Source organism: Nitrosomonas marina, assembly GCF_900111605.1.
GTDB classification, from domain to species: domain Bacteria; phylum Pseudomonadota; class Gammaproteobacteria; order Burkholderiales; family Nitrosomonadaceae; genus Nitrosomonas; species Nitrosomonas marina_A.
Genome location: NZ_FOIA01000023.1, coordinates 1 through 22,538 on the forward strand (window position 1 = coordinate 1; position 22,538 = coordinate 22,538).

The following is a 22,538-nucleotide window of genomic DNA, read 5'->3' on the forward strand; positions in this document are numbered from 1 at the left end:
CACTTGCCTGATCGCCCTGGCAAATGGGGTTCCAGTAACGACCACACATGATCTGAAAGATCATGTCTACGATAAGCTTCTGACATACTATTACCATGTATAATAATCACTTACAGCATAATTATACAGTAATTTCTAACTTGTGACGACGCAATCTAGTTTGTGCCCACCTGCTTTGGATCGATGTCATAAACAAGATGCCCGATTGGCGCATGGCGGAATTGATGCAAAAGTTTGGGAATGAATTAATCCATAGACTTGGCCATTAATTATAATTATGCAGTTTTACCCGGAAAAGCACTGACCCGGGTAAAACCATGATCGAATTGTGTTATTGTGTTTTTACTTTTTCAATACCGCCTCTTTGTCTGGGCTGGCTCTGATAGTCTGTGAGAATACCAACGGCGATAATCACAATACCCATGCCGATATAAAAATTTCTCGCGATTTCGTCAGTGGCAAAGCCAAAAATGAAAGGTAAGGCAATTAGTGAAGGTCCGACCAGGCGCTCAATCCAGCCATGAATGGTAAATGGAATCAACTTGACTATCCCAAAGGGAAAATCAGAAGTCAATGTAACAATCAAATGAACGACGGCCAGGCTATAAGCAAGAATTGCTGGTAACTCACTTAATCCTAACACTATTGGGGCGAGTAAAAATATAACAACAGTCAAAAAATCAAGATAACCGTGTGTACGTGGTGAAATTACTTTCATGTGAATTCTCCTGTATTAATTCGTGGTCACTCAAAGTTGCCACATTTGGTACGTTAATACAGTTCTGCCATCGGCGTCTGTTAGCTACAAAACACTAACTGCCTTAAATAAATTAGGGTCAAGTCTGTTTATTCATAATAATTTTTATGATATTTTCTCGTTTATGTCCCGTCCGTTAAGAATTGAATATCCAAATGCCTGGTATCATGTAATGAACCGGGGAGCGGGTTATCGCAATATTTTCAGCAGCGATACCCACCGCATGCTTTTTCTGGATTTGCTGTCACAGATAAGCAAGATGTTTCGTGTGGAAATTCACGGGTTTTGCTTAATGGGTAACCATTATCATTTATTGATCCATACGCCTGAGGGTAACCTGCAACGGGCGATGCGGCATCTGAATGGTGTTTACACGCAACGTCATAACCGTTTGGAAACTACCGACGGTCCTTTGTTTCGCGGGCGATACAAGGCAATCCTTATCGAGCCGGATGCTTATTTGTTAAATGTAAGCCGATACATTCATTTGAACCCAGTTGTGGCCGGTGTGACTTCTTCAGCCAGAACTTACCAATGGTCCAGTTACCGGTATTATATGGGTGCTAAAGCAATGCCGGAGTGGCTGCATACAAAATTTGTGCTGAATATGCTGGGGCGGCAGCAACGGCGGAGGTCTTACCGGTCATTTGTTGAAAAGGGCGTTGATGATGAAACGCAACTGTTTTATGGCAAAAATAAACTACCCGCTGTAATGGGCAGTGACACTTTCAGAGAATCAATTTGTTCCAGGTTGCCAGTCAATGCGGAAATACCGGAAATAAAGAAACTCAGACCAGTTCCCTCAGTCTTAGCCATTATCCAGGCTGTTTCGCTTGTGTTTGCCTCTCCTGAAAAAGAAATATTGCAAGCGGTACGGGGGCGTGGAATGAAAAGTCACGCGCGGTCTGCAGGAATTTATTGCTGCCGTAAATTTGCAGGCTTGTCACTGAATGAGATAGCAACAGCCTTTGGCCTCAGTCACTATGGCAGTGTGTCAGGTTCGGTCGCCAGATTTGAGCGGCAGATTTGTGAAGATGCAGGGTTGGCAGAATTGGTGCACGAGGTAGAGAAGAAAATTAATGAATAGATTTGTTTTAGCATGATGACATTGCCCAAATCCCTGTATATATCCCATGGCGGAGGGCCGTTGCCATTGCTGGGAGATCTGCGGCACGATGAAATGGTGGCATACCTGCAGCGTATTGCTGAAACCATGCCCAGGCCGGAGGCGATAGTGGTGTTCAGCGCGCATTGGGAAGAACAGGTCCCTACAATTACCGCGGCAAGAAATCCACCATTAATTTACGACTACTACGGATTTCCACCTGGGTCATATCAAATTCAATATCCGTGTCCAGGTGAGCCTGCATTGGCTGGGGAAATATTCCGTTTGTTTGCAAACGAGGAAATCGATGCGCGCCTGGACGAAATCCGGGGATTCGAGCATGGCGTCTTTGTCCCTCTCAAGATCATGTATCCCGATGCTGACATGCCGTGTGTCCAGATTTCTTTGGTTAACACACTGAACCCCTCCCGGCATATTAAGATCGGATCCGCGTTGAGGGATCTGCATAAACAGAATGTGCTGGTCATGGGTTCCGGTTTCTCTTTTCATAATTTGAAAACTTTTTTTGCGCCTGATACCGTGGAACCAGACCAGCTTAACGAAAAATTTGAGAATTGGTTGCAGACCGTTTGTGTTGATAGGGGGTACTCAGAGGAGCAGAGAAGTGAATTGCTGGTTCTATGGGAAGAGGCGCCCGGTGCGCGTTATTGCCATCCGAGAGAAGAGCACCTTTTGCCATTGCATGTGTGCTACGGCGTGGCAAAGACACCTTGTACAGAGAGATATGGGCTGACTATCATGAACAAAAAATCGAGCATGTATGCATGGTGAGCTGTGTGCTTTCAACGGCAAAAAAACAAACTCGTTTGCTAATGATGGCAAATCTTTGTTTTTATTAAATATTTCATGTGCGGTTAATTTTTCTGCCAAGTATTGCTACTGATACATTTTGGAGTTTTAAAGATTACAGGCTGGGTATGGGTTGTATAGCGTCATTAATAAGATTTCTTTTTGCGTGTATTATATGCCCAATACAGCATAAAACCGGTAAAGAGCATTCCACCGACAATATTACCGGCAATTACCGGTAAACCATTCCATAACCACCAGTCGGCAATTGTGATATTTCCACCCAGCATGATGCCGGCTGGAATTAAAAACATATTGACAATGGCATGTTCGTAGCCCAGGGCAAAAAAAGTCATGATGGGTAGCCACATGGCCGCGATTTTTCCAGTTGTAGTGGTTGATGTGAGGGCCATGACAGCACCCAGTGTAACCATCCAGTTGCAAAGCAGTGCACTGGTAAAGGCTGTGATAGTGCCATCAAAACCGTATTGTGCGTAACCCAGTGTTTTATTCTCGGCGATATCGATCAAACGTTGTGCAGCGGCAATCGTTGAGGGGTCAATATGTCCCATTTTCGTTGTGACGATCGTATAAAGAAAGGCATAGCCGACTCCGCCGACCAGATTGCCGATTAATACCCAGTACCAGTTATAGAGTAAAGCGCCGATATGTGTTCGCCTATCTTTGACAGCGATCGGTATAAGTGCAAAATTACCTGTTGCCAGTTCAAGGCCAAGCAATACAATCATGACAAAACCAACCGGAAAAACCAGGGCACCGACAATACCGAGACCGGTTTGTGTTGCCGCCAGAATGGCCAGTGTTGTAGCATAACCGAGAAAAGCGCCGGCAAGAAAACCACGCAATAACAGATCCTTGATCGTTAAACCGGTTTTCCTGGCGCCAGTCTGCAGCATGTTTTCAACGATTTCTTCCGGCTTGACATAGGCCACGATTTTATCTCCTTTTAGTCGGTTGATTTTTTCTGTTTTTAGATGTCGGTTAAAAATTGTGCAGTTAGTGATTTACAGGAAACTTCCCATGCGCTTCGGCGTAATGCATATGTGGTCCAGTCAGCCTGCGTAACTTGGCTCCTTTTAGATGTTGAAAAACAGTAGCGACTGGTAAATCGATATGCTTATCAAGTGATATCAAATCTGTTGATTAATAATAAAAATATGATATGTTTACTTTTATATCCTGTCCATTATTGATTGAAAGATTGATAAAATCCGGATTTGGTCCAACTAATGCCTGAAGTAGTGAGTATAATTATAATTAATAAATAGACTTGACCCTAAAATGATAATTGGCGTCATCTCGGATACCCACAGTCTTGTTCGTCCGGAAGCTTTGGAATATCTTGCCGGTTCAGATATCATCGTACACGCGGGCGACATCGGGTCGGATTATGTAATCCGGGATTTGCAGGCTGTCTGTCCTGTCGTTGCGATTCGTGGGAATATTGACAGGGGTTCGTTCGGTGACCAGTTTCCAAAGACCGAAGTGGTGGAGGCTGATGAAAAATTGATTTACATGATTCACAATATTGACGAAATCGATCTCGACCCGGTCGCAGCAGGATTTGATGTTGTTGTCTTTGGGCACTCGCATATGCCCAGCTCCAAAATCAGGGAAGGTGTGTTGTATTTCAATCCGGGCAGCGCTGGTCCCCGCCGGTTCAAGTTGCCTGTAGCGCTTGGAAAGCTCTATATCAGCAAATCGGGAATAGCCCATGAAACGCACCTAATAGCATAAAGGTTGAATTTCAAAGTATTTGTTTAAGAACCAAATGATGAATATGTTGCTGCAAATTCTGACACACCATCGATTCATACTGGTTCCCGAAGATCCAGCATTCGCCCGTCATGTTTCAAACATCACTCAACTCCGATACGCCTGCTCTGCTCCACATCATACACGGTGACCCTGTCCGCGCTGTTACCCCAGGCGTTCCTGATATATGACACGAGATTCGCGATCTCGTAGTCGTGCAGAATCTGCTGAAAAGGCGGCATACCGTAAGGGCGCGGGTTCCCTTTGGTTGTGGCAGGATAACCGCCTTCCAGAATGCTGCGAATGGTATTGAGCGGTGATGCCATGACCACACTGCGGTTTCCTGCCAGCGGCGGGTAAACACCAGGTACGCCTTTTCCCGAAACGCCATGGCAGTCCTGGCAATAAGTCTGATACAGCTGCTCGCCATGCACCAGGCTGCTGTATGCGCTGATCGGCGCAGGCGCGGCCGAAGCCGCCGCATAATCCGATTTGCTGTCCGATATGGATTGCAGGTACACAGCCATGGCGCGCAGATCTTCCTCGGACAGATGCTGCAGGCTCTGCCGGATAATCGTAGCCATCGGCCCTGAAGCCACCGCGCGGTCTGTAATGCCAATGGACAGCAACGCCACAATTTCATCAATGGTCCAGTCACTGCTGCCGGCTTCGAGATGCGATGTCAACGAGGGTGCGTACCAGTTCATGCCCATGATCTGCCCGCCCGCCAGTTCATTGTCTGCACCCCCGAGCAGGCTGCGGTTGGTATGGCAGGCATTGCAGTGCCCCAACCCCTGTACCAGATAAGCGCCGCGGTTCCACTGCGTTGTTTTCGATGAGTCGGGCACATACTCGCCAGGGGTGAAGTGCAGCGCGCGCCAGATATGCAGCAGCGGCCTGAAATTATACGGAAAACGGATGGCATGCGGCGGGTTGGTTTGCCTGATTGCGGGCAGCGACTGCAAATAGGCAAAAATCGCGTTGGCGTCCTGCCGGGTCACTTTGGTATATTCGGTGTAAGGAAATGCAGGGTAAAGCAACTGGCCATCGGGCGATTTGCCTTCATGCAAAGCATGCCAGAAATCCGCTTCAGTCCAGTTACCGATTCCTGTTTCTTCATCGGGTGTGATATTGGGTGTGACGAAAACGCCAAATGCGGTGGTCAGGCGGCGACCGCCTGCAAACGGTTGTCCGCCGCGAGCGGTATGGCATCCCATGCAGTTACCTGCTCGTGTCAGATACGCGCCACGCTGCTGCTGCGAATCAAGTCCGGCACGATAGAACGGATCGTCTGAATTACCATATGCCGCGGCGTCTGTTGCCAGAAACAGCAATGCAGCGCCTGCTACCAAATGCGCAGCCAGCTCTTCAAGTCTGCCGGTCAAGGCCGTGAAATCGTTCATGATGAAATCTCCACCTCAACAATACTGCTGCAACGTTGGGCCAGTGCGGGGGACAAGCTTCCCGCCGGTTCCGGGTTGCCGGAAACTTCCTGAATCGACAGCCACTTTGCAATCGCGATGATTTCACGGTCTGTCAGCTTTTCCGCTATCTTCGACATACAGTCGGATACCTGGCCACGAACCAGTCCACCGTTGCGCCAGCTGCCAAACTGGGCGGACAAATACGCCCGCGGCAAGCCCAGCAGCCCTGGAATAAAAGGCGATTTTCCCATCAATGCGCGGCCATGGCAGTCGCTGCATGCCGGAATATCCCTGTCAGAATCACCTGAAAAAATCATCATTTCGGCCAGTTCGCGTTCATCAGGCTGCAAGCTGTGTCGTTCCGGCTGATACTTCGGCAGCGACTGCGTTGAAAAATAACGCGCGATATCCATCAGGTAGTCGTCGGGCATATTCTCCAGCAGTATGGCCATTGGTTGATAATGGCGCCGACCGTCCCTGAAATTGCGTAACTGGTTGTACAGATAGCCCACGGGCTTGCCGCCTATGCGCGGATAGTAAACGTGCTGCTCGGCACGGTCTGATTCGCCATGACATATCGTGCAGGATTTAACGCGCTCTGCCATGTCGTCAGGCGGGTCGCTCGCAGCATTTGCCGTGGTTGCGATAAGAAAAAAAACTGTCAAAATAAACTGTATCATGTCAAAAGAATCCTTGTCAGAATCTGAAATTATACTGCACATAAAACAGATCGGAATTGATGCCGGGTCTCTGGTTTTCGATGAAATCCCCGGAAAACAGTTTCGAGTAGCCGACAATGACGTCATGATGGCGGGCAATATGAAAATTAGCCAGAAAATCGATGCCGTCGCCGATATGACTGCCGGACTGCCCTGTCGGGTCTCGCAGCAGCGGAACGCCGCCTGCGTTGTACAGGAAATCGCGCTCGTTTGCCAGATAATAGCGATGATATTGTCCGATAAATGTAAACCAGGGCTGAGGTTTTAAGGTGATCTGCGCATTGATATCGTGGACATTCTGCCTGCCGACCAGATCGATATAGCCGAGATAATAGTGGCCGAACGGGAACAAATGGTTGAATGTGTTGCTTCGGCCATCCTGCGGGTTACTGTCCCCGGATGCGAAGTCATAGCGGATCCAGATATTCGGGTTCATCGGGAGTGGCAGCTGATAGCCAACGCCTGTCGCAACAGCAAATGCCGACACGTCCAGTCCGGACCGCTCGCCAAATTGATACATGCCCTCCAGTTCATACAGAATACGATCGAAATTTCCCGCCAGCCTTCCACCCAGCGTATGGACAATCGTATCGCCCCGCATGATGTTACCCGCTGCTATATTTGCGTCGGACACGGTGTGCCTGTTATCCAGCCCTAAATAATACAAATCGATCAAATGATCAGGTCGCGGTTTGATGGTGCCCCAGAGGCCCCAGAAATTCTGCTTTGTGTCCCAGTTATCGAAGTCCCCTTTTTCGGTTCGCATGGGACGTACCCAGAAAGCATCCAGATCAATCGTGTCACTGCGCCAGAAAGTCTTGACGCCCTGGAATGTGCGCCGCGTATTTGCCCAGTCCAGCGTGGAAATCAATCGCTGGGAACCGTAGAGCAGTTCCTGGCGGCCAACCCGAACATAAACCGGCCCATTGACATCGGCTACCTTGATGTCTGCAAACAGATTCAGCATGTCTGTATGATTTCTGTCAATTCCCGATGGTGCAAGTTCGGGATCAAATGATCGCGCATCGATAAATTCAGCAAATAGACGCACGCGGTCCCGATACCACAAATCGGCATGAAGGCGCGTCCTGATCAGGTGATAATCATTATTCAGCCCGTTTTCGTTCAGACGGGAATCGGTTTCATGCATATACCGGTACCAGAAGCTGCCGCCAAATGACAAAAGCCAGTCGTCCGCAATCGGGATCCGCTTAACTGGATCAAAGATGTCTGTTTCGTGCCCCGGTTTCTCGAGATAACGGAAATCGATATCGAACTGGGGCGTTGTCATTAAGCCGAACCGTGGGTACGGAGAAACTGGCGGTTGAGACTGTTTGTTTCCGGTCAGCAAATCCAGAATTGAATAATAACCTGCCTGGGGTGCTGCCGGGCGCGAAAACATTCCCGGTTTTGGCGGTGAGGTGACGGGAGGAACACTGCTCCAGTCGGTGCTTGTTTTATTCTGTTCTGCTGCAGTACCTGCTGCAGTGTTCGCGAAGATCGATTGCGTTGCCAGGATTACGATGCCGGTCAGGCAACATAGCAGCGAATAATGCACGAATGCAGCGCCGGTCGATCGTGTAATGCGTCCTTTAGTTGTTTGCATAAAAAATATTTCCTCTGAATTATGATGGCGATAGAAGCCATTGGTGATTGCGTGTTCGATAAGAAACTGCAAAGGGTGAAAATCTTTTTCATGCAATAGATCTATCAATAATCGTGCCAACTATTAACTGGTTGTTTAATAAATAATTTATTGCAAATGCCAGTATCAAAAAGTTATGAATCACAAATTTTTGTGATACGATTCACAAAAATTTGTGATTTTGTGATGGTTAATTTTGATTTGTGCTTCCGTCATTCACCGTTGTTTGCAGCGATTGTCGATGAAACATGCATCTGTTGCGATATCAATACGGTCTGGCGAGAATATCTGGGGTTGCCGGCTACCGATGATGCCGTGTCATACCCATTCGAGGCGTTGTTCAACCGGCAGAACGATACCGCGCTTACCCGGCAGATTACGCATGTCATACAGAACGGCGCTGCAATGAACGGCAGAGCGGTATCACTCTGCCGGCAGGAAAGCGAACAGAGTGATGGTGCGACTGCGGGGCTTCAGGGCATGCTGTCGGCCTGGCGCGTAAAACAGGCCGGCGGCATGCGATATTACGCGTTGCTGGTGTTTACTGAGACCTCAGAATACAGTCGTGCGGTCGCTAAGCTCAAGCAGTTGCAAAAAACGCATGAACTGATTCTCAACGCGGTAGGCGAAGGGATTTACGGTGTCGATGCGCGGGGTAATACAACCTTTGTCAATGAAGCGGCGACCCAGATTCTGGGATGGCGTGCCGAAGATGTTATCGGAAAGTCGCTGCACGATATTCACCATCATTCCTATCCGGACGGCAGGCCGTACCCAAGCAGCGAATGCCCGATTTATCGCGCATTTACAGATGGCGACATACACCGCGGAGATGACGAATTTTTCTGGCGCACAGACGGTACGCCGGTTCCCGTTGAATATACCAGCACACCTATTCGCGAGAATGGTGAACTGAAAGGGGCGGTTGTTGTCTATCGGGACATTACAGAGCGAAGAAAAAACGAGCAGCAGCGCGAAGCAGCCTATCTGGAGATAAAAAAACTGAAGGAACTGCTGGAACGGGAACGCGATTACTTGCGCGATGAAATCAATATCACAGCTAATTTTGGTGAAATTATCGGTGAAAGCCAGGCTCTGATGCGTACGCTGGCCCAGATAGAGGCTGTTGCCAGAACCTCGACCAGCGTTCTGATATTGGGCGAATCGGGTGTCGGCAAGGAAATGATTGCACGCGCGATCCATGCCAACAGTTCCCGGGCCGATAAGCCGCTTGTTAAGGTTAACTGTGCCTCTGTTCCCAAAGAGCTTTTTGAAAGCGAATTTTTCGGACATGTGCGCGGTTCGTTCACAGGCGCGCATCGTGACCGGGTAGGCCGGCTGCATCTGGCTGATGGTGGAACGCTGTTTCTGGACGAAGTGGGAGAGATTCCGCTGGATTTGCAGGGAAAGCTGCTGCGGGCTTTGCAGGAACAGGAGTTCGAGCGTGTGGGCGACGACAAAACGATTAAAGTGGATGTTCGCATTGTTGCGGCGACAAATCGTGATTTGAAAGCGGAAGTCGAAGCCGGGCGCTTTCGTATGGATTTATACTACCGGTTGAGTATTTTTCCTGTCGAAGTGCCGCCGCTGCGCCAACGAATCGATGATATCGGGCCGCTGGCCATGCAGTTTCTGAAAAATATCTGTCAGGAATTCGGTCGCGAGCCGCTCAAACTGACTCGCCAGCAGCTTGACCAGTTGAGCAGCTATGACTGGCCGGGCAATATCCGGGAACTTAAAAATATTATTGAACGAGCAGTTATTCTCACAAATGGTCAAAGGCTCAGGCTGGATCTTGCAATGCCTGATCATATTCGACGGAACAGGCCGGCCGGTCAGTTGTCTGCCAAGCCGGTAGAAAAAACAAAACTTCTAACCGATGCGGATTTTCGCGAGCAGGAGAAAATGAACATGATCGCCGTCCTCAAAAGTACAAACTGGCGTATTTCCGGTGCGGATGGTGCCGCAGAACTGCTCGGTGTCAAGCCGTCCACGCTGGCCTACAGAATGAAGATATTTCGTATCAATAAAGCCGATTATCTGTGAGTGCTGCTGATAGAGAGCTGAGGATAATAGATGAAAACAAGATTCGAACTGCCGGAACCCGATGCATTCGAACCGCTTTATGATGTACTGGAAAAAATAGCGTTGGAACGGCAACTAAGGCCCGTGCAGGTCATCTCGGGTGAGTTGTTGCGCCTCGTGCGCGGTGATCGCGCATGTGACTGGACCAGGACGATTGACGTGGACGTGTATCACGTTTCTTCGGAAACAACCGGGTTAACCATTTATTATGTATTCGCCATTAACCGCTCGATGCGTGTGGTTGCGTTGATGTTCAGATCGGTTCTTGATCAGGAAGAGCAAAAAGTATTCGATAATCTCAAATCGCTGGGTAAATACAACGAGGCGATTTATTATTTGTCTGAAAATACATTCTAGTACGCTATCAATATGATATTTATAGCGTACTAGCCATACTGCAATGAATGCCGCGACTGTGTCAGAAGTAACGCCATTGCGTAAATCGCTGAAAAACATTGTGTACGAAATCAACGTTGAACTGCACATTACAACCATTTTTTGCGTTTGAAATACAGGACCAGGCCAATACTGATGGCAATAAACACAAGCCATAGCGCAGGGTACGCCCAGCGCCATTTCAGTTCGGGCATATACTCGAAATTCATACCGTAAATTCCCGCCAAAAATGTCAACGGAATGAAGATTGCCGCGAAAATAGTCAGGATTTTCATGGTTTCGTTCATTCTGTTACTGATGCTGGATAAGTAAACATCCTGGATGACTGCGATTCGTTCGCGGTAGGAATCCAGTGAATCGGTAACGCGCAGGACATGATCGTAGATGTCACCGAAATACCGCAGTGTTTTTTCCTGGATCAGGCCTGTATTGGCATGCTGTATAGTCGATAGCAGTTCGCGCAACGGCGAAATGCTGCGCTTCATGGTGATCAATTCACGACGAAGTGCTGGATCGTCCGCAGTGCTTTCTGATCGGGGTTGGCCAGCAGGTTGTCCTCCAGTGGATCGATAATATCGTCCAGATGGTCTTCAATCACAAAATATTCATCGACGACAGTATCCAGCAGCACGTAGGTCAGATAATCGCTGCCATACTGGCGCAGGCGGTCTTTGCGGTTCTGCAGCCGGAAACGGACCGGCCTGAAAATATCGTCGGCTTTCTCCTTGAATGTAATGACGCAGTTTGCAAGCAGCAGAATGCTGATCTGTTCATAGCGCAGCTCCAGCCGGTCGTGGTAGTCCGCGCCGATACCTTTTACCACCAGATAAATATAGTCATCGTATTCTTCCAGCTTGGGGCGTTGGTGCGTGCTGAGAATGTCCTCGAGAATCAGCGGGTGAATATTCAATTGCGTACCAATATCACCAATAATACGCGTGTTACTCAGGCCGTCGATGTTTACCCAGGTGATGGCTTCATTGCTTTGCAGCTGCTGCAAATCGGTTATGGATTCAATTTCGCATTCGGTTATGGTCTGATCGTTGTATTGGACGACTGAAATTTTCCCCGGGGATTCATGTTTCTCACCAACATGAATCAGGGCACCGGGCGGCAGTCCCGATTTATCGGCGGCGCTGATTGACGCGGTTTTGTCTTGTTGTTGATGCAGGCGATGCCATCGCGGGTATTCGAGATTCATGATAGGACCCCTGTGTTCAGGAATAGCACATTCTATCTTAATCAGCTCTGCACGTGCCGGGTGACGTGCAACATGCCAAAGCATGAATTGTTTCAACGTTTGAGAGTGGCATACTTGCGTACGTGTTTTCAATACTGATAGCGGCCGCAGTTTGCGGTAAGCGAGAATGAAATGCAGGTATCGTTTTATAGGCGTTCAAACACCGCAATTGATTCTATATGTGACGTATGCGGAAACATGTTCATGACGCCGGCAGCTTTTAGTTGATAACCCTGTGCATGGACCAGTATCTGGGCGTCGCGCGCCAGCGTGGAAGGCTTGCACGATACGTAGACGATACGTCGCGGTGCGTGAATGCCTGTCAGCGATTTGACCAGCGCAACTGCGCCATCGCGCGGCGGGTCGATCAGCAGCTTATCGAAATTTTCCAGGCTGGCATATGCCTCCGGTGTCATTTTAAACAGATTCATTGCTAAAAAACGGGTGCTGGCGGACAAGCCGTTGATCGCCGCATTCTGTTGTGCGCGTTTGACCAGTGCGTCACTGCCTTCTATACCGGTGACTGTTGCGCCGCTGCGCGCAATCGGCAGGGAAAAGTTGCCGAGGCCGCAGAAAAAATCGCCAATGTGTTCGCCTGGTTGTGGATCAAGCAGGCGTACCGCGCGACCGACCATGACGCGGTTGATTGTGCCGTTGACCTGGGTAAACTCGGTGGGTGCAAATGGCATGACCACATTGAACTCCGGCAGGCTGTAAGACAACTGTGCCGCATTCAGCGGGTGAAACGGATAAATGCTGTCCGGACCTTTGGGTTGCAGCCAGAACTGAATCCGGTGTTCATCCGCAAAATCGCGCAGCAGTTGCTTGTCGGTATCTGTTAACGGTTGCATAATGCGCAGTACCAGAACATCAATATGATCACCCGATGCGACTTCGACCTGCGGCAGTCGGTCGCGAATCGACAGCTGATCAATGACGGATGCCAGCTCGGGCAGCAAACTGGCTATTTTGGGTGTCAGAACTTCGCAGTGCTGCATATCAGCGACAAAACTGCTGTGTTTTTCATGGAAACCGATCAGCGTTCTGTTCTTCCGCCGGACATAACGTACCGAAATACGCGCGCGTTGCCTGTAGCCCCAGCTGCTGCCGTAAACTGGCGGCAGAATTTCATCCGGTCTGACTTTGCCGATGTGCGCGAGAGTGTCTTCCAGAATACGCTGTTTAATGGCTACCTGGGTCATTGCATCCACATGCTGCATGGAACAGCCGCCGCAGACACCATAGTGTCGGCATTTGGGTTTAACGCGCATCGGTGATTCACACTTTATTTGTTCAACCTGCGCCATTTCGTAGGATTGCTTGCGCTTAAACGTTTGATACGTCACTGTTTCGCCGGTTAACGCGCCTTCGATGAAAATGACCTTGCCGTTTTGTCGTGCGACACCACGACCTTCCTGATCCAGTGACTCTACGGTGATTTCATTCTGTTTCTTCATAGAATTGCGCCAAATATTGATCTGCTGAACTGCCTGTGCTTATCGTTGACGTATCTGCGTTTTTTTCTTGCGTTCTAATGTATGGTATGCTGGAAATCTGTTATTTTCTTTGTGTTTTTTCTGATGTCACACGGCGTATTGGTGGTAAAGAAGCTACAAGCAAAAGGGCAAGAAGTAGCACATATATTCGATATGCCTGAAATTTTATCTGCTTTGTCCTAAAAGGCCAATGTTGTTGTTTATTGCTGGCCTCTGTAATGTGGGCGATCCAGCTTTCTTGAGTTTCTGCACCAATGGACAGGCTGTCAATTTTCTTGACATTGCCTGTTCTCAAGCGTATTTTGCCTTTTAGCGCGTTGTAAAACCTGCTGTATTTCAGAGTTGTTTCTATCCTCGATGCCGACCGGCCAGCAGTCAGAGTGTGTCAGGTATTTTATGAAGGCCCTGAATCCGCCTCGGCAGCCTTTAGCGCCGCTACAGGCGATTTCATCAGGCCAATCGAAAAGAGGGTGGCCGTGACCCTATAAAGGGGTATGCAGCGTTTATTGTGGTCGGAAATGCTGGCGTGCCGAGACAGCATATGCTTGCTACAGATCAAGCAGCAATTTTCTGAAAATCGAGTTCAGATAAACCAGAGAGGACTTGTGATTAGAATCGTCGGTATTTCGGGTAGTCTGCGTAAAAGATCGCTGAATACTGCCTTGCTGCGGGCAGCAGGAAAGTTGATACCAGCGGATGTCGAGCTTGAAGTAGTCACGCCCGAAGGCATTCCGCTGTATGACGGCGATCTCGAGGCTGAGAAAGGCGTGCCGCACGCTGTTGTCATGCTGCAGGATAAAATCGCCAGATCCGATGGTATATTGCTGGCCACACCTGAATATAATCATTCGATACCGGGTGTTTTCAAAAATACCATCGACTGGTTGTCGCGCCCGCCAGAAACAATCTCAAAAGTATTCGGCGGGCGTCCGGTTGCTGTTATTGGAGCGACACCGGGCGGTTTCGGTACCGCTTTATCACAGAATGCCTGGCTTCCTGTGCTTAAGAGACTGGGCACGCGTACCTGGTTTGGCGGTCAGTTAATGGTTTCAAGAGCGCAGCAGGTTTTCGATGAAACCGGTGAATTAACAGATGAAACTGTACGGGATCAGCTTGAAGCGTTCCTTGGTGGATTTGTAAGTTTTATTCAATCCGGTAATCATCAGTAAAGGGGTTTGTGTCGTCTTGTAAATGAGCGACGGGCTGGCTGCATGGACTGCTTATCTCGGTGGCGAAGGCGATTGAATCAGTATGCTTACAATCCTTTCAATGGTCAGTCATTGATGACCGCCCGCCATTTCGGCAGGATTATGCCATGCCGGTTGTCAGTTTAATTGTGCCGTTTTCCTGGTTTAAAAATACCGTGTTATGATTCATTCGACCAGAACTTACGTAACTGAACAATAATCCTGCAATGACTGAAGAGATACTTGATCCGCTGGTGATCAGCGAGCAGCAGTTTGACCGGGCGCGTCTGTATATCCAGCATCTGCAAAGCGGCCTGGTTGATTTTCTGAAACAGCCGAAGCGTGTTCATATCATTCATTTTCCCATCGAGATGGATGATTGTTCGGTCAGGACGTTTCGCTGTTACCGGGTGATTCACAACCTTGTCTTTGGACCGGGTAAGGGCGGGGTGCGGTATCATCCCGACATAACAGAAGAGGAAGTGATTTCACTGGCCAAGCTGATGACCTGGAAATGTGCGCTGGTAAATATCCCGTTCGGAGGCGCCAAGGGAGGAGTCTGCTGCGATGTCAAAGCGCTCAGTAAAAATGAACAGCGCCGGATTACCCGACGGTTTACTTCGGAATTATTGGAAGTCATCGGACCTTATACCGACATTCCGGCGCCGGATATGTATACTGACGAGCAGACGATGGCCTGGATTTACGACACTTATGATGTGCTCAACCCTGGTCGAAACAACCGCCCGATCGTCACTGGAAAACCCATTGAACTAGGAGGCTCGTACGGCCGTACGGAAGCAACAGGCCTCGGTTGCCTGTATGCAACTGAACGTTTCTTGACAAAAGGGCTGGTCCCGGAGATTTCCGAGGTGGCGGGCGCACGGATTGCTATCCAGGGGTTTGGCAATGTAGGCAGAGTTGCCGCACAGGAGTTTTTCAGGCGGGGTGCCAGAATTGTGGCGTTAAGCGATAGCAGCGGCTGTATTTTTGCCGAATCGGGCCTTAACCTGGATGACGTCATTCAGTTCAAAAAGGAACACGGTTGCCTGGTGGGCATGCCGGGTACATTATCCTTGACTAATGAGGAACTGATCGAACTGGATTGCGACATCCTGATTCCCGCTGCGGTCGGTAACCAGATTCATGCCGGTAACGCACATCATGTCAGAGCCAGACTCATTGTCGAAGCGGCCAATAATCCGACGACACCTGCCGCGGATCTGGTTCTGCAACAGAATGGAATTTATCTGATTCCGGATATCATCGCCAATGCGGGTGGAGTAACAGTGAGCTACTTTGAATGGGTACAGAATCATGCCAACGAGCAGTGGGATCTGGAAACTGTGAATACCAAGCTGAAACGGAAAATTTATGATTGTGTGGATACAGTATTTAAACGCTGGCAGAATTTCGTTGTCGGCGAAGAAAAATGTGCTGATACGATATCCGGTGAGCAGCCTGGTAATCCTGATTTTCGTACCGTCGCCCTGATGACCGCGATTGAGCGTGTGGCAAATGCAACCTTGATTCGAGGAATCTGGCCATGACAGGCAGCAGGCACGCAGGCTTTTGACTGAACGTTATCAACATGGTGCCGGATGGCATGTGTCAGAAAGATCAAAAAAACCATTCACTCTCGCATCACAAGTGCAGTAAGTGCAGGAGTGAACGGCCAAGCGTATTCCGGGCAATATCAAAGCAACTTGGCTTATGGAAAAGCGGGTATTCTCGGCTCGGTCTTCTCGACTTCAACCTGCGGTATATGTTGCTTGATTAATGCTTCTATCTGATCAACGCGTTCAGGTGCGACATCCGCCAATACCAGAAATTCTCCTGCTTCAATAGCATCTTCAAATTCCTTGATGCGGCGATTGCCGACATTCATGCCAACCATGCCGCCCAGCCACGATCCCACGCCGGCTCCCGCAAGCGTGGTGGCGAGCAAAACGCCGCCGGCGACTACGGTCGATGCAGGTGGCAATGCCACGGCAACCAGTCCTGCAAGCAGGCCGGTCGCGCCGCCCAGTGCAACGCCCTGCTCAACGGCAGGTATAAAGTCGCTTTTTTGTAGCAGGCTGGCCTCGGGCAGATCCTCCAGCGGGGTGCCGCGTTTTGCGATGACGTGAATATGCTTTTCCTCGATCTTGGCCAGCAGCAACTCATCGACAATTTTTTTGGTGACAGAAATATTCGGAACAAGAAAATAAATTCTTCGCATAACGTTTCTCCTTTGAAATTGGGCAAAATGAAATTCAGAAAAGATACAAGCTTCTCGCTTCTCTTCATCACTCTACCTAGCCGCTCGAAAAGTTCTGCTGATTATCCATTATTGGAATGGTAACAACACCAGACTATATTTATTGCAGTGTATCAAAACGGAGTAGTTAAATAAATACGTGTTAATACGTATTTGCTTTGATACACGTTCTGAACCTGCCGATCGCTCATTACTTGCTGCTATTTTGTAAGTCGTGGAATATTTTTTGGCTGGGATCACCTTTTCTGCCGGGCGTGGCGCTCAATGCAGCGCTGAAAGGCCGGTAAATGGCGTTGCTGCGATGCTTCCTGAAGGTTCTGCAATACTGCCAGGATGTCCGGCCGATCTGTTGCTTTCATTAACCGGTCATACATTTTGCTATTGGCGATTTCGCCAGCCACAGCGGCTTCGCAGGCAGCGTGTATGCTGGCGAAACGCTCCACTTTGCCGGGCCAGGAATTTTCTGGAATTGGCAGAGCGTATTGCGTAAACAGCGTATGCAGTGCAGCGATATGTCTTTCTTCCGCTGCGCGAATATTGCTGAAAGGCTGTACTGTTCCAAAATCGGCGATCACCTGATCATAGACAGACCAGGCCTTGTATTCATCATCCAGCGCCGCGTTCAGTGCGTTGATTTCTATCTCGGTTAGATTGTGCATAACTAAGCCTCCTGAGTGAAATATTCCTATGGTACCGGAGCCGACGGCCAGCTATTTGGCAATGGTAATACTTGGCGCGCCTAGAAGCGGTGCGTCCGTGATTGTCATGCGAAAAAGAATATACAGCAATTGAAAGGCGTTCCGGTTCCAGTGCGCGTCTGGTTCCGCGGTGTTTATCGCATAGTAATTGCCATGTGATTTGACGGTCAGTCCGGCGCCTGACAGCGGTGTGTCCGATACCTTAAGATCCAGTGTCATTCTGGGGTTTTCATCGTGGGCGATGGGTGGTGTCCGCGCGTCTTTTTCAACGTCATATTCCGGGTTTTCGCCGAGTGCGTGGCCCAGAAAATTGAGTATGGAATGAAAACTTCTGAGCCGGAAAGACCCTTGAATGGGCCATTCACCGCCCGCATAGTCGGGGTGGATATCAAAAGCGACATCATGTGTGATCCACGGACTGGTCATTTCGAATAGCTCCGCGCGTTCCTCGCAGCAGACGATATCGGGATCATAATTTGTAATGAGGATTGGTCCCAAAGACTGTTTGCTGAGTGTGTAAGTGTTGTCTTCCGCGTTGTAGCGCACGGTAAATTCCTTTTCCAGTGCCTGAAATCCCTCCGCTGATACAGATGCGGCTGGAATGGTCCAGCTCCGCTCAAAGGTCAACGGCTCGACGTAAAGCTGTTTCTGGTCCTGAATGGCCGAAAGATGCAATGCCACCTTGCGGAACATTTCGTATCCCGGGTTATCGGATGGATTGTTGTGATAAGTGACCTGTTTCTGGTGTCTTTGACTACGCATGCGCACCCGGTTAGCCTGCTCCCTCGTCAGCTCTATCGTATTTCTGTCGGAGGCATTCCGATGCCTGCCCCGTTTGAAGCGGAAATGCTGCTCGAAATCGACCGGAGGGCTGATTTCGATGTCATGTGAATGATGAGGGTGCAGGTGCACTTCCTGCGCCATCATGCGCAGCAGCAGATCGACATCAAAGTGCTGACGCAACAGCAGGGTCAGTTTACTCTGATGAAACGGTGTCAGCAATCGCCTGGTAAATTCCTCGCCTTCGATCGGAATAATGGTAAACGTGGGATTCTCGGCAATGCTGCCGCCGAATAACGGCATCAGTAACCCGCCCGAGTCACCTGTCAGCGCAGGTGTACCCCCTGCATTCATGCGAAAATCGAATGTGGCCGCAATGTTCGGCACTCTGGTGAAATGAATCGGTTCATGATGCTGAGCCCGGGCAATATTGATCAATAGCTGTTCGGATTCTGCCTTGGTAACCGCGTCATCATAAACTATGACTGCTCTGTTCAGCGTGAGTGGCGATAAACACCCGCTGAGAAAGAAAATAATAAACAGGAAGGATATCAGCTTGGTTGGTTTCATTGAATGTACAAGATGTTTGTTTAAATGCCAGATCGCATAGTACACAAATTACAACCGGTTTATCGACTGTTTCCGTTGTGGGCATGTGAAACCGTCGCAGATTTTCCTTAATCGAAGATGGCCGGGCAATCAATTATTGTAGCGGTGCTATCAAAAATAAGTAAAACATAAAAGCAGAATACTAAAATGGGAGTTCAGCCGTTTCTGATCTTTGTCCATTCCTGAAAACGCCATGCGGCTGTGTTGTCGACAAGGATTTTGTAATCGGCGGAACATAATTTTCAGGTGGAGACAGTAATGTGTTAATTGTTTTGTGGTTGGCATTCGTATATCGTTGATTGCAGCAGCAGAATCGGCTTCGCTTGAATATTATTCCTTTTTTGGTTGTTTTGTTTTATGCTTGGTTGAAACATGATTTGCGGTAATACGGGCGGGACGGGGTCCTGGTCAGATTTCTGAACGGCTGGGTATTTGCTTGGTATCAGTCAATGGGAGGCAAACATGGCGCGTATTGTAATATTGGGTGCGGGTATCGGCGGCGTACCGATGGCTTATGAAATGAAGGAGGCCGTTGGCAAGCACCATGAAGTGACTGTGATTTCCGACACACCGACGTTTCATTTTGTACCGTCAAATGTATGGGTGCCGTCCGGATGGCGGACGGCAGAGGCCTTGAAGATCGAGCTTGCGCCGGTCATGAGCAAAAAGGGCATTGAGTTTATTCAGAAAGCGGCAGCATCTATCGACCCGGACAACAATCAGGTGTTGCTCGATGATCAGTCGACTGTGGTTTATGATTACCTGGTCATAGCGACGGGGCCGCGCCTGGCTTTTGACGAAATTCCCGGCCTGGGGCCGGAAGGTTATACGTCTTCGGTCTGTCACGTCGATCATGCTGCCACCGCTGCGGAAGACTGGCGCAGATTTATCGAAGACCCCGGCCCGATTGTTGTAGGTGCAGTGCAGGGTGCTTCCTGTTTTGGTCCGGCTTATGAGTACCTGATGATTCTTGAAACGGAACTGCGTAAACGCAAAATGCGTCACAAGGTGCCGATGACGTTTGTCACTTCAGAGCCCTATATCGGTCATCTTGGTCTGGGTGGCGTGGGCGATACCAAAGGATTGCTGGAAAGTGCGCTGCGCGACAAAACGATTAAATGGATAACAAATGCCCGGGTCGACAAGATCGAGCCTGGAATGATTTTTGTGACCGAAGTCGACGACGAAGGAAAAAACAAAAAGCAGCACGAGCTTCCATTTAAGCATTCCATGATGCTGCCCGCCTTTACAGGTGTCGATGCGGTGCGTCATGTCAAGGCGGAAGGTCTTGTAAATCAGCGCGGTTTTGTGCTGGTGGATGAATTTCAGCGTAATATGGCTTTTAAAAATATTTATTCCGTTGGTGTCTGCATCGCCATACCACCGATAGAAAAAACACCTCTGCCGGTTGGAGCGCCAAAAACCGGTTACATGATTGAATCCATGGTAACGACGGTCGCGCATAACATTGCTGAAGAATTGTCCGGCAAAGAACCGTCACACAAGGCGACATGGAATGCATTATGCCTGGCCGATTTCGGCGATACCGGCGTGGCTTTTCTGGCACAGCCGCAAATTCCTCCACGCAATACGACTTGGTCTTCTGAAGGCAAATGGGTGCATCTTGCCAAAATCGGTTTCGAGAAATATTTTATGCGTAAAATACGCAAAGGCATTACCGAGCCTTACTATGAAAAGTTAGTTCTTAAACTCATGGGGTTGACCCGGTTAAAGGAAAAAGGTGAATGAAATGACGATTGACAGGGCGGTACTGGCAGTTGCCGGCAGCTTTATTTTAATCAGCCTGCTGCTGGCGCATTTTCATTCGGCAAACTGGTTGTGGTTTACTGCTTTTGTCGGTGCAAACCTGCTGCAATCGGCATTTACCGGATTCTGTCCTATGGCCATGCTTCTTAAAAAACTGGGCATCAAACCCGGTGGCGCCTTTTGAAGGCCTGCTTAAGTCGAACAAAGGTTGATCAACAAGCGGTTAACGTTCACTTTATGTATTATCGGTCTGTTTTATACGGATTGCGGATGGAACAACTGTAAAAGTAGGTATGACATTTATCCTGAATCTCAGCCGAGCGTGTGTGTCGACAGTTTCTCCGGGTTTCATGGATGTCACTGCTAATCGTTGTTCATGCGTGGAGATATGCCAAGAATAATTCAAAACAAGCTGGTATTAATTCTGATATTAACTGTCATATCGTCGCAATTGGCGGCAGACGAAAGCGCCGTGTTTGCACCTGATGCCGGTGAAGCGGCAGGCAGAGAATCTGCTGCCCAGATGTTTACGCTGGATCAGGCGATTGACTATGCTCTGTCAAACAATCCCGATCTGCAAATCGCCATCGAACGCATCAAACAGGCTGAAGCCCGTCTGGGTGTGGCGTTGGCTGCCTTTTATCCACAGGTTTCAGCCAGGGCAAGTTACGAACATTCCAACAATCCGGCGCAGGTTTTTGCCATGATAGTGGCGCAGCGTGATTTTGATGCCAGTGCTATGCAGAACATTAACAGCCCCGGCTACCGGCAAAACTTTCGTCCGGAAATCATTGGTTCATTATCGTTGTTTCGAGGGGGGCAGGATTATCAAAAAAGCAGGGCGGCTGAACTCGGCGTCGATGCAGCCGAATTTGAACGTTCGTCGGTAAGAAATGCGCTGGTCGAAGCGGTAACGGTTTCTTATTATGCCTATCTGTCCGCGCAGGAAGCGGTGAAGGTGGCGCGAGATTCCATTTATGCCATTTCCAGCGAGCTCAATCAGACAAAACTGCAGTACGAAGCGGGAACCACGTTGAAGTCCGAGGTGCTGTCGCTGGACGTCAAGCTGGCAGAGGCGAAGGAGGCGGAAATCCGTGCGGCCAACGGTATAGAGCTGTCCAAAACCAGTATTGCCAATTTACTCGGTCTGGAGAAACCTGGAGCGTTTGCTGTCGCGGCTGCATCCAGATTGAACAGACCCAGTATACGCACATCGTTTAACGAACTGCTTGAACGGGCTCTGGTTGAACGTCCGGAAATCATGGCGGCTGCCAGACAGGTTGAGATCAGCGAGCGCGAATTGAAAGTCGAGCTGGGCGCTTATCTGCCTAAGGCGGACGCATTTGTCAGTTACGGTCAAAACAGCCAGTCACCCGGTTTTTCCGGTCAGCAGGACAATGTCACTGTCGGCGTCGCTGTTGAAATGAATCTGTTTTCAGGATTCGGCACCAGGCAGCGTGTCAGCGCCGCGCAACGAAAAGTAAAAGAAATGCGCGAAGTGGAGCGGAAAACCAGGCTGGCAATAGAGCAGGAAGTTAAAACTGCTTTTTTAAGGTTGAAAGAAGCGCTGGCGCGGTTGCAGGTTTCAGAGGCTTCGGTTGTCGCAGCGGAGGAGGCGTTTAGGCTGGTGAACGAAGAACGGCGCGCCGGCATGGCGACGGTCACACGCTATATTGAATCCGAAGTCGCGCGAAATAAAGCGCAGTCCAATTCCATCGCAGCACATTACGACGCACTGAGCGCTGAAATTTCACTAAAAAAAGCAGTTGGCGACTGGAAATAAA

Annotated in this window: 22 protein-coding genes; 10 read left to right on the top strand and 12 right to left on the bottom strand. The window is 49.2% G+C overall.

Annotation, left to right across the window (positions count from 1 at the left end; genetic code table 11):
- Positions 1–331 precede the first annotated feature (331 nt).
- Positions 332–718, bottom strand: coding sequence for an SPW repeat domain-containing protein (locus tag BMY62_RS10740; protein ID WP_090659541.1), 387 nt, complete (start codon positions 716–718; stop codon positions 332–334).
- Between the two features lie 163 nt (positions 719–881).
- On the opposite strand from BMY62_RS10740, the gene BMY62_RS10745 reads away from it, so the two are divergent.
- Both BMY62_RS10745 and BMY62_RS10750 read left to right on the top strand, forming a co-directional pair.
- The gene (locus BMY62_RS10745) at positions 882–1,844 is read left to right on the top strand and encodes a transposase (protein ID WP_090659544.1); all 963 of its coding nucleotides are present in this window, start codon (positions 882–884) and stop codon (positions 1,842–1,844) included.
- Between the two features lie 12 nt (positions 1,845–1,856).
- Complete coding sequence (locus BMY62_RS10750; protein WP_218142971.1) at positions 1,857–2,654, top strand: DODA-type extradiol aromatic ring-opening family dioxygenase; 798 nt, start codon at positions 1,857–1,859, stop codon at positions 2,652–2,654.
- A 164-nt stretch (positions 2,655–2,818) separates the two neighbouring features.
- On the opposite strand, the gene BMY62_RS10755 is transcribed toward BMY62_RS10750, so the two are convergent.
- A complete protein-coding gene (locus tag BMY62_RS10755) occupies positions 2,819–3,625 on the bottom strand; it encodes a formate/nitrite transporter family protein (protein ID WP_090659547.1) in 807 nt (268 codons plus the stop codon).
- A gap of 349 nt (positions 3,626–3,974) precedes the next feature.
- Between BMY62_RS10755 and BMY62_RS10760 the strand changes: the two genes are divergently transcribed.
- A complete protein-coding gene (locus BMY62_RS10760) occupies positions 3,975–4,430 on the top strand; it encodes a metallophosphoesterase family protein (protein ID WP_090659550.1) in 456 nt (151 codons plus the stop codon).
- A 122-nt stretch (positions 4,431–4,552) separates the two neighbouring features.
- On the opposite strand, the gene BMY62_RS10765 is transcribed toward BMY62_RS10760, so the two are convergent.
- Genes BMY62_RS10765 through BMY62_RS10775 form a run of 3 tightly spaced genes read right to left on the bottom strand, consistent with a single transcriptional unit; the run spans position 4,553 to position 8,197 of the window.
- A complete protein-coding gene (locus tag BMY62_RS10765) occupies positions 4,553–5,851 on the bottom strand; it encodes a cytochrome c (protein WP_090659553.1) in 1,299 nt (432 codons plus the stop codon).
- Positions 5,848–6,552 carry a c-type cytochrome gene (locus tag BMY62_RS10770; protein WP_090659691.1) on the bottom strand — a complete coding sequence of 235 codons (705 nt, stop codon included), beginning with the start codon at positions 6,550–6,552 and terminating at the stop codon, positions 5,848–5,850. Before BMY62_RS10770 ends, BMY62_RS10765 begins: the two co-directional genes overlap by 4 nt.
- A 16-nt stretch (positions 6,553–6,568) precedes the next feature.
- Positions 6,569–8,197, bottom strand: a complete 1,629-nt coding sequence (locus BMY62_RS10775; protein WP_090659695.1) for an alginate export family protein — start codon at positions 8,195–8,197, stop codon at positions 6,569–6,571.
- 225 nt (positions 8,198–8,422) lie between these two features.
- Between BMY62_RS10775 and BMY62_RS10780 the strand changes: the two genes are divergently transcribed.
- The gene (locus BMY62_RS10780) at positions 8,423–10,282 is read left to right on the top strand and encodes a sigma 54-interacting transcriptional regulator (RefSeq protein ID WP_090659698.1); all 1,860 of its coding nucleotides are present in this window, start codon (positions 8,423–8,425) and stop codon (positions 10,280–10,282) included.
- 30 nt (positions 10,283–10,312) lie between these two features.
- The gene (locus BMY62_RS10785) at positions 10,313–10,678 is read left to right on the top strand and encodes a hypothetical protein (RefSeq protein WP_090659556.1); all 366 of its coding nucleotides are present in this window, start codon (positions 10,313–10,315) and stop codon (positions 10,676–10,678) included.
- Positions 10,679–10,806: 128 nt separating this feature from the next.
- On the opposite strand, the gene BMY62_RS16510 is transcribed toward BMY62_RS10785, so the two are convergent.
- The 4 genes from BMY62_RS16510 to BMY62_RS10800 all read right to left on the bottom strand — a co-directional run bounded on the left by BMY62_RS16510 (position 10,807) and on the right by BMY62_RS10800 (position 13,748).
- On the bottom strand, positions 10,807–11,202 hold the full coding sequence (locus BMY62_RS16510) for a CorA family divalent cation transporter (protein ID WP_256207565.1): 396 nt from the start codon (positions 11,200–11,202) through the stop codon (positions 10,807–10,809).
- A gap of 5 nt (positions 11,203–11,207) precedes the next feature.
- Positions 11,208–11,918 (bottom strand): CorA family divalent cation transporter, encoded by a 711-nt coding sequence (locus BMY62_RS16515; RefSeq protein ID WP_256207566.1) that lies wholly within the window; start codon positions 11,916–11,918, stop codon positions 11,208–11,210.
- 185 nt (positions 11,919–12,103) lie between these two features.
- Positions 12,104–13,414: a 23S rRNA (uracil(1939)-C(5))-methyltransferase RlmD gene (gene rlmD / locus BMY62_RS10795; RefSeq protein WP_090659559.1), complete on the bottom strand. Its 1,311-nt coding sequence runs from the start codon at positions 13,412–13,414 to the stop codon at positions 12,104–12,106.
- A gap of 100 nt (positions 13,415–13,514) precedes the next feature.
- Complete coding sequence (locus tag BMY62_RS10800; protein WP_090659562.1) at positions 13,515–13,748, bottom strand: hypothetical protein; 234 nt, start codon at positions 13,746–13,748, stop codon at positions 13,515–13,517.
- A gap of 310 nt (positions 13,749–14,058) precedes the next feature.
- On the opposite strand from BMY62_RS10800, the gene BMY62_RS10805 reads away from it, so the two are divergent.
- Complete coding sequence (locus BMY62_RS10805) at positions 14,059–14,622, top strand: NADPH-dependent FMN reductase (RefSeq protein WP_177170362.1); 564 nt, start codon at positions 14,059–14,061, stop codon at positions 14,620–14,622.
- Between the two features lie 245 nt (positions 14,623–14,867).
- A complete protein-coding gene (locus BMY62_RS10810) occupies positions 14,868–16,190 on the top strand; it encodes a Glu/Leu/Phe/Val family dehydrogenase (RefSeq protein WP_090659565.1) in 1,323 nt (440 codons plus the stop codon).
- 161 nt (positions 16,191–16,351) lie between these two features.
- Here BMY62_RS10810 and BMY62_RS10815 read toward each other — a convergent pair whose 3' ends face one another.
- The 3 genes from BMY62_RS10815 to BMY62_RS10825 all read right to left on the bottom strand — a co-directional run bounded on the left by BMY62_RS10815 (position 16,352) and on the right by BMY62_RS10825 (position 18,948).
- Entirely contained in the window at positions 16,352–16,861 is a 510-nt protein-coding gene (locus BMY62_RS10815; RefSeq protein ID WP_090659568.1) for a DUF1269 domain-containing protein, read from the bottom strand.
- Between the two features lie 275 nt (positions 16,862–17,136).
- On the bottom strand, positions 17,137–17,559 hold the full coding sequence (locus tag BMY62_RS10820) for a ferritin-like domain-containing protein (protein ID WP_090659571.1): 423 nt from the start codon (positions 17,557–17,559) through the stop codon (positions 17,137–17,139).
- A 51-nt stretch (positions 17,560–17,610) separates the two neighbouring features.
- Positions 17,611–18,948 carry a hypothetical protein gene (locus tag BMY62_RS10825; protein ID WP_090659704.1) on the bottom strand — a complete coding sequence of 446 codons (1,338 nt, stop codon included), beginning with the start codon at positions 18,946–18,948 and terminating at the stop codon, positions 17,611–17,613.
- 501 nt (positions 18,949–19,449) lie between these two features.
- Here BMY62_RS10825 and BMY62_RS10830 point away from each other — a divergent pair.
- The 3 genes from BMY62_RS10830 to BMY62_RS10840 all read left to right on the top strand — a co-directional run bounded on the left by BMY62_RS10830 (position 19,450) and on the right by BMY62_RS10840 (position 22,537).
- Positions 19,450–20,736: an NAD(P)/FAD-dependent oxidoreductase gene (locus BMY62_RS10830; RefSeq protein WP_090659574.1), complete on the top strand. Its 1,287-nt coding sequence runs from the start codon at positions 19,450–19,452 to the stop codon at positions 20,734–20,736.
- A 1-nt stretch (position 20,737) separates the two neighbouring features.
- Positions 20,738–20,938 (top strand): YgaP family membrane protein, encoded by a 201-nt coding sequence (locus BMY62_RS10835; RefSeq protein ID WP_090659577.1) that lies wholly within the window; start codon positions 20,738–20,740, stop codon positions 20,936–20,938.
- Between the two features lie 204 nt (positions 20,939–21,142).
- On the top strand, positions 21,143–22,537 hold the full coding sequence (locus BMY62_RS10840) for a TolC family protein (RefSeq protein ID WP_090659580.1): 1,395 nt from the start codon (positions 21,143–21,145) through the stop codon (positions 22,535–22,537).
- The last annotated feature ends 1 nt before the right edge of the window (position 22,538 follow it).